Source organism: Pseudomonas viridiflava, assembly GCF_900602065.1.
Taxonomy (GTDB): Bacteria; Pseudomonadota; Gammaproteobacteria; order Pseudomonadales; family Pseudomonadaceae; genus Aquipseudomonas.
The window spans coordinates 648,443-661,491 of the sequence record NZ_UWFN01000285.1 but is presented as its reverse complement, the minus strand read 5'-3'; the positions used below and the strand labels follow the sequence as shown (position 1 = coordinate 661,491).

At 53.9% G+C, this 13,049-nt stretch carries 14 protein-coding genes and 1 pseudogene; 9 read left to right on the top strand and 6 right to left on the bottom strand.

Going from position 1 to position 13,049, the window contains the following annotated elements; translation table 11 throughout:
* Positions 1–127 precede the first annotated feature (127 nt).
* From EE949_RS21360 to moaE, 5 genes are all read left to right on the top strand, one after another.
* Positions 128–592 carry a hypothetical protein gene (locus EE949_RS21360; protein WP_122666087.1) on the top strand — a complete coding sequence of 155 codons (465 nt, stop codon included), beginning with the start codon at positions 128–130 and terminating at the stop codon, positions 590–592.
* A gap of 254 nt (positions 593–846) precedes the next feature.
* The gene (locus EE949_RS21355) at positions 847–1,350 is read left to right on the top strand and encodes a hypothetical protein (protein WP_122666086.1); all 504 of its coding nucleotides are present in this window, start codon (positions 847–849) and stop codon (positions 1,348–1,350) included.
* A gap of 175 nt (positions 1,351–1,525) precedes the next feature.
* A complete protein-coding gene (gene moaC / locus EE949_RS21350; protein WP_027900704.1) occupies positions 1,526–2,014 on the top strand; it encodes a cyclic pyranopterin monophosphate synthase MoaC in 489 nt (162 codons plus the stop codon).
* Entirely contained in the window at positions 2,011–2,256 is a 246-nt protein-coding gene (locus tag EE949_RS21345) for a MoaD/ThiS family protein (RefSeq protein ID WP_122666085.1), read from the top strand. The genes moaC and EE949_RS21345 overlap by 4 nt, the downstream gene beginning before the upstream one ends.
* 2 nt (positions 2,257–2,258) lie before the next feature.
* Positions 2,259–2,714 carry a molybdopterin synthase catalytic subunit MoaE gene (moaE, locus tag EE949_RS21340; protein WP_122666084.1) on the top strand — a complete coding sequence of 152 codons (456 nt, stop codon included), beginning with the start codon at positions 2,259–2,261 and terminating at the stop codon, positions 2,712–2,714.
* Between the two features lie 118 nt (positions 2,715–2,832).
* Here moaE and rhlB read toward each other — a convergent pair.
* A pseudogene (rhlB, locus tag EE949_RS21335) lies at positions 2,833–4,116 on the bottom strand (ATP-dependent RNA helicase RhlB); the annotation flags it as partial.
* 571 nt (positions 4,117–4,687) lie between these two features.
* The gene (locus tag EE949_RS21330; protein WP_122666082.1) at positions 4,688–5,344 is read right to left on the bottom strand and encodes an alpha/beta hydrolase; all 657 of its coding nucleotides are present in this window, start codon (positions 5,342–5,344) and stop codon (positions 4,688–4,690) included.
* 480 nt (positions 5,345–5,824) lie between these two features.
* On the opposite strand from EE949_RS21330, the gene EE949_RS21325 reads away from it, so the two are divergent.
* The 4 genes from EE949_RS21325 (at position 5,825) to EE949_RS21310 (ending at position 9,988) form a co-directional block, all read left to right on the top strand.
* A complete protein-coding gene (locus tag EE949_RS21325; RefSeq protein ID WP_027900709.1) occupies positions 5,825–6,853 on the top strand; it encodes an amino acid ABC transporter substrate-binding protein in 1,029 nt (342 codons plus the stop codon).
* A 70-nt stretch (positions 6,854–6,923) separates the two neighbouring features.
* Positions 6,924–8,105 carry an amino acid ABC transporter permease gene (locus tag EE949_RS21320; protein WP_122666081.1) on the top strand — a complete coding sequence of 394 codons (1,182 nt, stop codon included), beginning with the start codon at positions 6,924–6,926 and terminating at the stop codon, positions 8,103–8,105.
* 10 nt (positions 8,106–8,115) lie between these two features.
* Positions 8,116–9,213 (top strand): amino acid ABC transporter permease, encoded by a 1,098-nt coding sequence (locus EE949_RS21315; RefSeq protein ID WP_122666080.1) that lies wholly within the window; start codon positions 8,116–8,118, stop codon positions 9,211–9,213.
* A 10-nt stretch (positions 9,214–9,223) separates the two neighbouring features.
* Positions 9,224–9,988, top strand: a complete 765-nt coding sequence (locus EE949_RS21310; RefSeq protein WP_027900712.1) for an amino acid ABC transporter ATP-binding protein — start codon at positions 9,224–9,226, stop codon at positions 9,986–9,988.
* Positions 9,989–10,323: 335 nt separating this feature from the next.
* Here the strand turns inward: EE949_RS21310 and EE949_RS21305 are convergent, their stop codons facing one another.
* From EE949_RS21305 to EE949_RS21285, 4 genes are all read right to left on the bottom strand, one after another.
* Positions 10,324–10,878: a hypothetical protein gene (locus EE949_RS21305; protein ID WP_122666079.1), complete on the bottom strand. Its 555-nt coding sequence runs from the start codon at positions 10,876–10,878 to the stop codon at positions 10,324–10,326.
* Between the two features lie 515 nt (positions 10,879–11,393).
* Positions 11,394–11,696: a hypothetical protein gene (locus EE949_RS21295; protein ID WP_122666077.1), complete on the bottom strand. Its 303-nt coding sequence runs from the start codon at positions 11,694–11,696 to the stop codon at positions 11,394–11,396.
* Positions 11,693–12,394, bottom strand: coding sequence for a DUF4225 domain-containing protein (locus EE949_RS21290; RefSeq protein WP_122666076.1), 702 nt, complete (start codon positions 12,392–12,394; stop codon positions 11,693–11,695). The genes EE949_RS21295 and EE949_RS21290 overlap by 4 nt, the downstream gene beginning before the upstream one ends.
* Positions 12,394–12,876 carry an Hcp family type VI secretion system effector gene (locus EE949_RS21285; RefSeq protein WP_122666075.1) on the bottom strand — a complete coding sequence of 161 codons (483 nt, stop codon included), beginning with the start codon at positions 12,874–12,876 and terminating at the stop codon, positions 12,394–12,396. Before EE949_RS21285 ends, EE949_RS21290 begins: the two co-directional genes overlap by 1 nt.
* Positions 12,877–13,049: the final 173 nt, after the last annotated feature.

Below are 13,049 nucleotides of genomic sequence, written 5' to 3'. Positions count from 1 at the left end.
GTGTTTAATTAAAGTGCCTTAAAGCACTGGCGTGTATTAACTGCCGTTTAGCGTGCCGGTAATGCGACGGGTGACAAGGCCTGTAGGCGATTATGGATATCGCGTTTAACGATAAGGAAGCGGAAAAATGGAATATATAGTAAATGGTGATTTTGCAACAGGAGAGTTTGAGCCATGGGAGCAATTTCCCCTGGTTGAAATTCTAACGGAAGGCACACGATCCTATGCCCGGTTCGGCGGAGACGGGAGGCTGATTCAGAGGTGGTTGATACCTGCCCCGCCTCCGAATGGAGCAACTTTTTCATTGGATATAACGTGCAGCGAGGACGCTTTTTTTGAATATATCGAGGCCTCTTTATGGTTCGTGGTAGCAGGTGAGCTGAAACTCCAGCGTTTCAACGTCCATGCAACGACAGAGTGGCGTAGGGCCTCGATTTCATTGAATTTGCCTGCCTCTCTCACAAGGGTAGAGCTCATCTTCCACAGGCAGCCGGGATTCCCGGGAAACATCTCAATCACAAACGTTTCTTTCTCGGATGAGGTCTCAGACGCTGATGTGGGTATTGAATCTCTTCCTGAGGTTCAGAGTTAGAGAGACTTGCGGTGGCCTGAATGAGCGCCTCGTTGCTTAATCCTGCTGGGGCAGATGCATTGGTCTCCACAGTTATTGGTGGTTTTTTCGACCCGCGGACTATCACTTCTGACAGTAGACACTTCTGTTTTTCAGGCTCAGAGTGATGCGTGCCAGAGGGATAAAACTTCAGGCTTATCTGATCTGTATGGGCGGTAGTCTAAGCGTTAAGTGGTCGCGTCATATGGAGCGTAACTTACTAAAGGAGTTGGATTATGGGACGCAATAGGAAACGTGGCTCTAAAGCCGAGTATATTGAAAATGGTGATTTTGAGGGTGGAAAGCTAGATTCCTGGAAAGTCATAAGCGGGTCTGTCACGGTTGAAGAAGAGGATGGGCGCTTCCATGCGTTGCTGGGCGCCGGCAGTAAGCTCAATCAGCACTTCACCATGACAGATGTTCGACCCAGGCAATTCGTCGTCAGTTTTGATATTCGAGTAGAAGGAGGGGTCGAGGAGGCAACCGGGCAAGTACAGTTCATCTGGCAATACGGCACCCGATTCATGACATTCAATCTGTTCGAATCTCCGGAGTGGCGAACAATCACTATTCCGGTCAATATGGTATCGCCTTCGTTTTCCAATGGCATCGAGTTTCTGGTGCAGCGGGGGAGTGTCGATCAGTTATCTGTAACCAACGTTTCAGTGAGGGATCTGCAACTGGACGGCGCGGTATTTGTTTCGGACAAGCCGAAGGATGACGAGGTTAGAAGCAGATAAATACCTCGTGAGTTCTCACATTAAATAGGAGCTGGTGTATTCGCCAAAGCGTCTTGCAGAAGTAGATCCAGGTCGTGCAAGCCCGTCGTCAAGTGGATTTGCTCCTTTGTCAATTGCAAGGTCATCAATCGCCACTTTAGGTTTACAATCCCCGCTCCTGTTCAGGAGTAACGCTGTGCTCACTCATCTCGATTCCCAAGGTCGCGCCAATATGGTCGACGTCACTGATAAAGCCGTGACGTCCCGTGAAGCGGTGGCCGAAGCATTAATCCGTATGCTGCCCGACACCCTGCAAATGATCGTCAGCGGTGGGCATCCCAAGGGGGATGTGTTCGCCGTGGCGCGCATCGCCGGTATTCAGGCGGCGAAGAAGACCAGTGACCTGATCCCGCTGTGCCACCCGTTGATGCTGACCAGCATCAAGGTGGAGCTGAGCGCTGAAGGCGAGGACGCTGTGCGCATCGTCGCCCGCTGCAAGCTGGCCGGGCAGACCGGTGTGGAAATGGAAGCGCTGACCGCTGCCAGCGTCGCTGCGCTGACCATCTATGACATGTGCAAGGCGGTTGATCGCGGCATGGTCATCGAGAATGTGCGTTTGCTGGAAAAGCTCGGTGGTAAAAGCGGGCACTTCATTGCAGATGAAACGGCACCGGAGGCTCCATGAGCATCACCGTCCAGTATTTCGCCCGTTACCGGGAAACCCTGGGGACTGACGGTGAGCAGGTCGACGGCGAATTCGCCACTATCGACGCGCTGCGCCTGCACTTGCTTGAGCGCGATGGCGTATGGCAGGTATTGGCTGAGCAGAACCTGATGTGCGCCCGCAATCAGGAGCTGTGCCAATTGGACGAGCCTTTGCAAGCCGGTGATGAAGTGGCTTTTTTCCCAACCGTGACCGGGGGCTGAGCATGGCGATTCGGGTTCAGGCGGAACAGTTCGATCCAGGCTTTGAAGTCAACGCTCTGCATGCGGCTAATGTCGGCATCGGCGCGGTGGTCAGTTTTGTGGGCTACGTGCGGGACTTCAACGAAGGGCGGGACGTCTCGGGGATGTTTCTGGAACACTATCCCGGCATGACTGAAAAGGCATTGGGCAAGATTGTGCATGAGGCCGAACAGCGCTGGCCATTGCTCCGGCTGGAAGTACTGCATCGGGTTGGCGCGCTGGAACCAGGTGAACCGATTGTGTTTGTCGGCGTTGCCAGTGCCCATCGTCAGGCAGCCTTCGAAGCCTGCGATTTCGTGATGGACTACCTGAAAACCCGTGCGCCGTTCTGGAAAAAAGAGAACACGTCAGAAGGGCCGAAGTGGGTCGAGGGGCGGGAGAGTGATAAAGCAGCGGCGGGGCGTTGGAAGTTAGTCTGAAGTAGATTATGAACTGTAGGAGTGAGCTTGCTCGCGATAGCGGTATAACAGTCAAAATAATTTGTCAGATATACCGCTATCGCGAGCAAGCTCACTCCTACAGTTGCTACCGATGCAGTTAAACCGGCTGTGCTGGCTTACGCACCACCGCACGCAACAGCTCGGTCGGCGGTGTTTCGCAGCTGATCTTGCGGCCCAGTTTCTCTTCAATGGCGGGCAACTGATAAGAGTCATCTTCACCGGCGAAGCTGATCGAAACACCTGCTGCGCCTGCTCGACCTGTACGGCCAATGCGGTGGACATAGTCGTCCGGCACTTCCGGCAGCGTGAAGTTGATCACATGACTGATGCCGTCGATGTGAATCCCGCGACCGGCGACATCCGTGGCGACCAGCACGCGAATCTTTCCTTCGCGGAAGCCTTCCAGCGTCTTGATGCGTTTGTGTTGCGGTACATCGCCTGACAGTTGCGCGGCGTTCACGCCATCACGGACCAGGCGTTCTTCGATACGACGCACTTCGTCCTTGCGGTTGGCAAAGACCATCACGCGCTCCCAACCGTTATCGGTGACCAGGTTGTAGAGCAGTTTGTATTTGTCCGCACCGGCGACCGCGTAGATATGCTGCTCGACGTTCTCGCTGGCGACGTTCTCGGCTTCGATTTCAACGATGGCCGGTTCGGTTGTCCATTGCTTGGCGAGGTTCATCACGTCGTCAGTAAAGGTCGCGGAGAACAGCAGGGTCTGGCGTTCGCCTTTGTGCGGCGTCTGGCGAATGATTGAGCGCACCTGCGGGATGAAGCCCATGTCGAGCATGCGGTCGGCTTCGTCGAGGACCATCACTTCGACCATGTCCAGGTGCACTTCGCCGCGCTGGTTGAAGTCCAGCAAACGGCCAGGGGTGGCGACCAGAATGTCGCAATGGCGGGCTTCAAGCTGTTTGAGCTGTTTGTCGAAGTCCATGCCGCCCACAAACGTCATGACGTTCAGGTCGGTGTACTTGGTCAGGTCCGCAGCGTCCTTGGCGATCTGCACCACCAGCTCCCGGGTCGGGGCGATGATCAGTGCGCGAGGCTCGCCCATGTAGCGCTCTTTGGGCGGCGGTGTCTGAGTCAATTGCGAGATGATCGAGATCAGGAACGCGGCGGTTTTACCGGTGCCGGTCTGCGCACGACCAATGGCGTCTTGTCCTTTGAGCGTGAAACCCAGTACCTGCGCCTGAATCGGCGTGCAATAAGGGAAGCCAAGGTCTTGAATCGCGTGCATCAATTCGGGCGCGAGGGCGAAATCATGAAAGCGGGTTTTGCCTTCCTGAGGTTCGACGACGAAATCTTCCAGTTTCCAGGGAGCGACCACCGGCTTCGGTGCACGCTCGCGACGTGGACGCTCAGGCTTGGGTCTGGCAGCAACGGCCTGATCCGCCGTTTCGGCCTGTGCACTCGGCTCTTTAACGTCTGCGCGGGGGCGGGCAGGTGCTGTGGCTGCAGCGCTGCGGTCCCTTGAGTGGCCTTCAGTCTTGCTTTGCGGGGCAGGGGAAGGAGTAACAGGGCCAGCGGCGAGCGGCTGAGCCTCGCTTTTTCCGAACATCTTTTTAAGTGCTTTGAGCACGGTCATCTCGTCAATTGATTAAGGAATGTACGCCGAGCAGTGTAAAGCAAGAATCGGGCGCGGCGTAGTGTCATGCCAAACGGGCTACATATGCCCAAATTTGTGGGACCGGCTTTAACCGGGAGGGCGGAGTCTCTGACTAGGCAGGTCCTGCGTCTCACCAACAACCCGGCTCTTATAAAACAACAAATAACTATCTGATTTTGAATGCTTTTTACGGTAGGAGCGCACTTGCCCGCGATAGCGTCAGCATAGGCGATAGATTCATAGCTGATGGACCGAATCGCGGGCAAGCGCGCTCCTACAGGTCCCGTTTGCCATGAGACAGCGTGCCGCTCCCAGGGATTTGCGTCCTGCAAGCTCCCAATCAGCTGAGCTTGTCGGTCAGCCAGGCGCGGATGTCGGAAATCTCCTGCGGTAACACTTGGTGTTCCATTGGGTATTCCTGCCATGTCACGGTTACGCCTTGCGCCTTCAAACACTCATATGCGGCGATGCCCATGGATTTCTGCACGACATTGTCGAAGGTGCCATGCAAGCAACACACCGGAATGCGTCTCTGGCTGTCCGAGAGTTGCAGTTGCTCGCCGAATGTCGGGGCATAAGTAGAAAGGGCGAGTACTCCACCCAGTGGACCCTGCCAGCGTTTGAAAGCGGTATGGAGTACCACCGCGCCACCTTGAGAAAAGCCGGCAAGGAAGATTCGCGCCGGGTCGATTCCGCTGTTGCGCTGCCCTTCGATGAGGTCCAGAACGGTCTGCGCCGAAACCTCCAGTTGATCGTGATCGATAGCGCGGGCGGGGCTCATAGCCCTGATGTCGTACCAGCTCGGCATCTCATAGCCGCCATTGATGGTCACCGCTTGAGTCGGCGCCTGGGGCAGGATGAACCGCGTACTCAGTAGCGATTCCTGAAGCGCTTCAGCCACCGGCATGAAGTCATAGCGATCTGCGCCCAGGCCATGCAGCCAGATGACGCATGCGTCTGAAGTATTAACTGGTTCGAGAATCAGCGGGTTGGTCATGAGTGCTCTATCCGGGTGCGCTCGCTCTTTTGCAGTGCGTTAATGCGGTGCGCGCGTTGTTAAAAATGAAAGAAGATGTCGCAAGGTTACAAGTTTTTCTCTTGACCTGTCGCTAATTCGACATCGCCACCATGCTGGTACGGCGTTTGCTATGAAAAACCGGGGAGTGAAGCGCTTACCTCTATCGGTAACACTATTGTGCTATTACCGATACTCAACGGGGGCAAGCACGGAGTCCATGCATCAGGATTCACGGCACGGTTCATCCTGTACCGGATTGGTTCAGGAACATCATGGGGCTTGAATCCTGTGGGCCGTCTAAGATCATGGAGGCGAGCGATGAGATGACCTCACGCCCGGCTCATGAACTGGCCTGAAGTCGGATGACCCAAAAATAAGCCAGCACGGGTCGTCAATGCCTCACAAGGGTGCGACGGGATTGAAGCGCCTAAACAACAAAGAGCAAAACTGGAGGTTTGAATGAAGATGTTGAAATCCACCCTGGCCGTAGTAGCCGCTGCAGCAGCACTCGGTGTTAGCAGTTTCGCTCAGGCGGGCGCAACACTGGACGCCATTCAGAAGAAAGGCTTCGTACAGTGCGGTGTGAGCGACGGTTTGCCAGGTTTCTCCGTTCCTGATGCTACCGGCAAGATCACCGGTATCGACGCCGACGTCTGCCGCGCTGTTGCTGCTGCCGTTTTCGGTGACGCCACCAAAGTAAAATTCAGCCAACTGAACGCCAAAGAGCGTTTCACCGCGCTGCAATCGGGCGAGATCGACATCCTGTCGCGTAACACCACCTGGACCAGCTCCCGCGATTCGGGCATGGGTCTGGTATTCGCTGGTGTGACTTACTACGACGGCATCGGCTTCCTGGTAAATAACAAGCTGGGCGTCAAGTCCGCCAAGGAACTGGATGGCGCGACCATCTGTATCCAGGCTGGTACTACCACCGAGCTTAACGTTTCCGACTACTTCCGTTCGAACGGTCTGAAATACACCCCGATCACTTTCGACACCTCTGACGAAAGCGCCAAGTCCCTGGAAGGCGGCCGTTGCGACGTGCTGACTTCCGACCAGTCGCAGCTGTACGCACAGCGCAGCAAACTGGCCAGCCCGGCTGACTACGTGGTTCTGCCAGAAGTTATCTCCAAAGAACCTCTGGGCCCAGTCGTGCGTAAAGGCGACGAAGAGTGGTTCTCCATTGTGAAATGGACCCTGTTCGCAATGCTCAACGCCGAAGAAGCCAAAGTGACTTCGAAAAACGTTGAAGCTGAAGCCAAGTCCACCAAGAACCCTGACGTTGCCCGTATGCTGGGTGCTGATGGCGCTTACGGTGCCGACCTGAAACTGCCGAAAGACTGGGTAGTACAAATCGTCAAACAAGTCGGTAACTACGGCGAAGTGTTTGAACGCAACCTGGGCGAATCCACCCCGCTGAAAATCAAGCGCGGCCAGAACGCTCTGTGGAATGCCGGCGGCATCCAGTACGCTCCACCAATTCGTTGATTGACCCGGCGCCCGCCAGCCTTCACCGGCTGTCGGGCGCCGTTTTGTTTCATTTTTCCTGGGGCACTTCATGGAAAAGCAAATCGTCGCACCCAAGCAAAAGCTCTCTTTGAGCGACCCAAAAGTGCGCGCGTGGTTATTTCAGATCATCACCGTATTGGCGGTGGTCTCGTTGGGCTGGTTCATGTTCGACAACACCCAGACCAACCTCCAGCACCGTGGTATTACCTCGGGTTTCGGATTTCTTGAACGCAGTGCCGGGTTTGGCATTGCGCAGCATTTGATCGATTACACGGAAGCGGACAGCTATGCCCGCGTGTTTGTCATTGGCTTGCTTAACACGCTGCTGGTGTCGGTCATTGGTATTTTCCTGGCCACGATCCTGGGCTTCATCATCGGCGTTGCACGCTTGTCACCGAACTGGATGATCAGCAAGCTGGCAACCGTCTATGTGGAAGTCTTCCGTAACATCCCGCCGTTGCTGCAAATCCTGTTCTGGTACACCGCCGTCTTCCTGACCCTGCCGGGTCCAAGGCAAGCGCACGGTTACTTCGACATGTTCTTTATCAGCAGCCGTGGTTTGAACATGCCGAGCGCTATCGCCGCCGAAGGTGCCTGGCCATTCGTGACCAGCATCATTGTGGCGATCGTGGCGATCGTGGCGATGACCCGCTGGGCCAACAAGCGCTTTGAAGCGACCGGCGAACCATTCCACAAGTTCTGGGCTGGCCTGGCGCTGTTTCTGGGTATTCCTGCCCTGAGCATGCTGATTTTCGGTGCCCCGGTGCACTGGGAAGTGCCTGAGCTCAAAGGCTTCAACTTTGTTGGCGGCTGGGTACTGATCCCGGAACTGATCTCTCTGACGCTGGCCCTGACGGTCTACACCGCCGCGTTCATCGCGGAAATCGTGCGTTCGGGTATCAAGTCGGTCAGCCATGGTCAGACTGAGGCCGCTCGCTCGCTGGGCCTGCGCCCCGGGCCGACGCTGCGCAAGGTCATCATCCCGCAGGCGCTGCGTGTGATCATCCCGCCGTTGACCAGCCAATACCTGAACCTGGCGAAGAACTCCTCGCTGGCGGCCGCTATTGGTTATCCGGAAATGGTGTCGCTGTTTGCCGGTACCGTGCTTAACCAGACCGGTCAGGCCATCGAAGTAATTGCCATCACCATGAGCGTGTACCTGGCGATCAGTATCAGCATTTCCCTGCTGATGAACTGGTACAACAAGCGCATTGCGCTGATCGAGCGGTGAGGAAACGCGCATGACGACTCATACTTTCAAACCTGATATGCCACCACCGGGCAAAGTGTTCGGTCCAGTGGCCTGGATGCGGCAGAACCTGTTCTCCAGCTGGATCAACACGCTGCTGACCTTGTTCTCGCTGTACCTGATTTACCTGGTGGTTCCGCCGATTCTCAGTTGGGCATTGCTGGACGCCAACTGGATCGGTACCACACGGGCTGACTGCACCAAGGAAGGCGCCTGCTGGGTATTTATCCAACAGCGTTTTGGCCAGTTCATGTACGGCTACTTCCCGACTGAACTGCGCTGGAGGGTGGACCTTACCGCCATCCTGGCAATCGTCGGTGCGGCACCGCTGTTCATCTCGAAGTTTCCGCGTAAAGCGATTTACGCGATTGGGTTCCTGATCATTTACCCGATTGTTGCGTTCTACCTGCTGAGCGGCGGCGCGTTTGGTCTGACCCACGTGGCCACCAGCCAGTGGGGCGGTCTGATGCTGACGCTGGTGATCGCCACCGTCGGTATCGCCGGTGCATTGCCATTGGGTATTTTGCTGGCGCTGGGTCGTCGTTCCAACATGCCCGCAGTGCGCGTGGTGTGTGTGACGTTCATCGAGTTCTGGCGCGGCGTGCCGTTGATCACCGTGCTGTTCATGTCGTCGGTGATGTTGCCGCTGTTCATGCCGGAAGGGATGAACTTCGACAAGCTGCTGCGGGCCTTGATTGGCGTGATCCTGTTCCAGTCGGCGTACATCGCCGAAGTGGTTCGGGGTGGCATGCAGGCAATCCCTAAGGGGCAGTACGAAGCTGCCGCGGCCATGGGCCTTGGTTACTGGCGCAGCATGGGCCTGGTGATTCTGCCGCAGGCGTTGAAGATGGTTATCCCCGGCATCGTCAACACCTTCATTGCCCTGTTCAAAGACACCAGTCTGGTGATCATTATCGGCCTGTTCGACCTGCTCAACAGCGTCAAGCAAGCCACCGCCGACCCGTCGTGGTTGGGTATGGCCACCGAGGGCTACGTCTTCGCGGCCCTGGTGTTCTGGATCTTCTGTTTCGGTATGTCCCGCTATTCCATGCACTTGGAACGTAAGCTGGACACAGGCCACAAGCGTTAGGAGTTTTGACATGAGTGAAGTTATCACCAAGCCTCTGGGCGCCGAAGGCATGATCCGGATGGAAGGCGTCCACAAGTGGTACGGCCAGTTCCACGTGCTCAAGGACATCAACCTGAACGTGCGTCAGGGCGAGCGTATCGTGTTGTGCGGCCCGTCGGGCTCGGGCAAATCCACGACCATTCGTTGCCTGAACCGTCTGGAAGAGCACCAGCAAGGCAAGATCATCGTTGATGGCACCGAACTGACCTCGGACCTGAAGCAGATCGAAACCATCCGTCGTGAAGTCGGCATGGTGTTCCAGCACTTCAACCTGTTCCCGCACCTGACCATCCTGCAGAACTGCACGCTGGCCCCGATGTGGGTCCGCAAGATGCCGAAGAAAAAGGCCGAAGAAATCGCCATGCACTACCTGGAGCGCGTACGCATTCCAGAGCAGGCGCATAAATTCCCGGGCCAGCTTTCCGGCGGTCAGCAACAGCGTGTGGCGATTGCCCGTGCGCTGTGCATGAAGCCGAAAATCATGCTGTTCGACGAGCCGACCTCGGCACTCGACCCGGAAATGGTGAAAGAGGTGCTGGACACCATGGTAGGCCTGGCAGAAGAAGGCATGACCATGCTCTGCGTAACCCACGAAATGGGCTTCGCCCGCACCGTGGCCAACCGCGTGATCTTCATGGACAAAGGCGAAATCGTCGAACAGGCTGCGCCGAACGACTTCTTCGACAATCCACAAAGTGATCGTACGCGTCTGTTCCTGAGCCAGATCCTGCATTGATCGGTTGAGTGATGGACTGAAAAACCCGGACGTTGTGTTCGGGTTTTTTTATGGGGATTGGGGAAGCGACGGTTTCGAGGTTGAAATCAATCTCGACCTGTAGGAGCGAGCTTGCTCGCGATAGCGTTTTAACAGATGAAAATGGATTGGCTGGAAAAACGCTCCGCGAACAAAAATTGGGATAATGGATCATCCCGGTATATCAATTTTCGTCGGCAGATTTTTTTAGGAAAAATAGCTTTCTTCTCATGTAAGGGGAGGGTTTGAGGTCATGTAGGTGTAATGTTGGTTGGCGAATATGCGAAGGCCCGTCTTTTGGATACTTATTAGACTGCTTAGAAAATCCGGCCGTATTTCTTTCCTTCATAGAGTGCACCAATGATGACGGCGGTAACCATTGGTAAGTAAATGGTCAGGAGGATTATGTCGAATATGTGCGGCTCTAGGGTGATGAATTGACATACACCCAGCATGACTAGGCAAGTATAAAAGACGCAGAAAGCTGGTACGAAAAGTACTACCCTCAAGTAGTAAAAAAGATTTTCCCAGCGGGTATAGATTTCAATATCTGGCTCGCCCGGCTTCAACATTGCACGCTTTTCTTCCACGGTGTAGCGATACGGGCGGGGCATAGCGTAGATGTAGGCAAATATCATGTAGCCTGCAACGTTAACTACCACTGGGCTGCGCGTCTCCCCTACAAAATGTAGGTGACCTGTGTCTGCGAAGGTGAGATGTCCGATAACGACTGCTACGTTGTATAGGCAAACGATGAGCTGTTTCTTGCCTGTGTGATTCTTGCCCCCGAGCGCGAATTTAGCCCAGAGGGAGGGTGCGAATAGTAATGCGGTTATGGTTATGTATAAAATGTAAAATTCTATATTGTCCATTGTATATATCCATTTTTAAAATACTGTTTGGTAGGTCTGTTGTTTTTAGAGCTTGGCTATACTTTTTTCTTTTTGTTCCAAAACCAAATTTTGCCTTCAGTGGGGAGCGCATAAGCGTGTTCTAACACCATAAACAGCGACAGCCATCCCATAGGCTCTCGCTCGTATATTCCCAAGAATGGCAATGCTCCCGCGTCGATGAATCGCCAATGTAGATACGTAAAAAATATACTGTATATAACTGCGCCCACTGATGTTGCCTGAGTATAGTTTCTTCCGCTGAAGGAGAATTTTGCCCATAACGCGGGCAAGTACGATAAAAGGCAGCCAGCGACGAAGCAGAGATTGAATGTCGTGCTAGTCATGATTTTTTCCATTTATTGCTCATGTTGTGTGTGGTCGATATGTCGGCACCGACATCAATGCCTAAGGTCCATTTTCGGGTTTGTTTGAGTGCAATTTCTTTGTCAAAGCGAATGTAGCGATAGTTGCTTCCTGCAAGGCATAGGCATGTCCTATTTTTTGAAACCCCATGCTTTAATGTTACGTCTTGTGGGAAGTGCATACATGTATAAAATCGCCATCACCAGCGAAACCCATCCGATGGTTTCAGATTTTATATTGCCTATAAATGGCAGCTGTTCATTTTGTATAAAATTTAAATGAATGAAGAAAAGTGCACTGTTGTAGATTTTCGCAATGAGTGACTTGTTATCAGTATATTTTTTGCCGGAAAAATTAAATCTAGCCCAGAGTGAGGGTAGGAAAAGCAAAAAGCTAAAACAGGTGAATGTAATGTAGAAAACTGTGTTGTTCATTCTTGTTTTTTCCATTCCTGATACATTCCATTGCCGGTCGAGAGATCGGAGGCTCGATCAAATGTTAAGGCTCGATCGTTCAGGGTTTTATAGGCTCTTATATAGTCTGTCTCCACGTATCTGTATAGGCGCAACGTTCCCGGCTTCAGCACTTTGCGCAAGGCTCCGTATCCAGATAACCCTAAGTCTAAAGCGCCGTAAGTCATATTCCCTTCGAACTCAGTTCCACCGAAGGTTTTTGATACGAAGTGATGGAACTGCCTGACATATCCTTGTGAGTCGGTTCTTGCTTCTATGAGGTTGGTACCGTTCTCGTAAATGTTATTCAGCCCGTGCGTTGCCGTTATCAGCCCAAGACCGCAAGCCAAACCATATGAGCCTCCGCACATCGCGACTCCGCCTGTGACTTGCAATATTCCAGCGGCCAACCCGATGTTTTGCTGAAGAGCATCCGCAGTTTTTTTTAATCCACTTCGTTCATCCTCCAGCGCCTTAACCCCCTCCGCAGCGCTCTTCCTCCCACCTTCAACATCCCGAACAATCCCCTGCGCGTAATACGCCACTTCCCTATTAAATTGCAGCCGCAACATTCCATCCTGAATGTGCTGCATGCTCAATGTACAAGCGTGGTTCGTCAGCGCAACAGCGGCCTGTTTAAGCTGCTTGGTCTCGGAAGTGTTTGATTTAGGATCTACCATCAGGACTCACCCCAATAGCTATAACCACTGGTGCCTGCTGCGTGGTGGGTCCAACTAATGTCGCCATAACGGATGGCGAGTTGTTCGACGGGTTCGGCGTCGTTATCGAGGGTGACGTGAGGCGTCTGAACGATCAGGTTATCGATAATTGCGTCCTGGATCTCGACGCTGTAGAACTTCTCTTGGCTGCCATTGGGCGTGGTGCGGTAGAAATCGATCTTGCAGGTAATGGATTCTCGTTGCGCCAAGGCTTGAGCCAGCAAGGGAGAAGACTTGTCGATGTTCTTGGTAATGACGACGGGCATGTGCGTGGCGCGGTCGATGTTGGCGACGTTCGCCATCTGGTGCGTGTAGGACAGCACCATGATTTCATTCAGGTGTGCTTCCTGGCATTTGTTACCCATGGATTCTTGGGTCGAACAGCCTGCGGAGATATCGCCCTGTTCTTTGCCCTTGATGGTCATGTAAATGGGATGAGCCATGGAGTGATCGTCCTGAAATAAATGGACGATCATTTTATGGAGGGGCGTTCAGGGGTTATGTAGGGCGTTTCTGTGATTATCGAAGGGCGTTGCGCGATTGTGGATTCTTGTAGGAGCTGCCGAAGGCTGCGAAATCGATTTGCCTGAAATAGCGCTTTCGCAGCCTTCGGCAG